General features: G+C 58.2%; 1 pseudogene. It reads right to left on the bottom strand.

What is annotated here, in order from left to right:
* A pseudogene (locus HMPREF2765_RS02760) lies at positions 1–225 on the bottom strand (peptide ABC transporter ATPase); the annotation flags it as partial.

Raw genomic sequence — 225 nt, 5'->3', positions numbered from 1 at the left:
CATCATCTGCCACGGGCCACCATCCACACGGAAACGAGCCGTGTAGTGCACGGTCGCATACGCATGGAAGTTACCCGAACGCTGGTAGGCGTAGCTGGTATCCGTCTGCCTCGGACGCTCACGAGGGTAGGTGGTCACGGGCTGACCAGCCGTGTAGTTGGTATCTGTATCGCCGTTACCGTACTCGATGACATAGGAGGAGGGCATGAGCTCAATTTCGACGTG

Origin of the sequence: Rothia sp. HMSC062H08, assembly GCF_001810775.1 — a bacterium.
In the GTDB taxonomy this organism is placed as follows: domain Bacteria; phylum Actinomycetota; class Actinomycetes; order Actinomycetales; family Micrococcaceae; genus Rothia.
The sequence above is the reverse complement of the archived record's forward strand: the minus strand, read 5'-3'. Positions and strand labels throughout refer to the sequence as shown.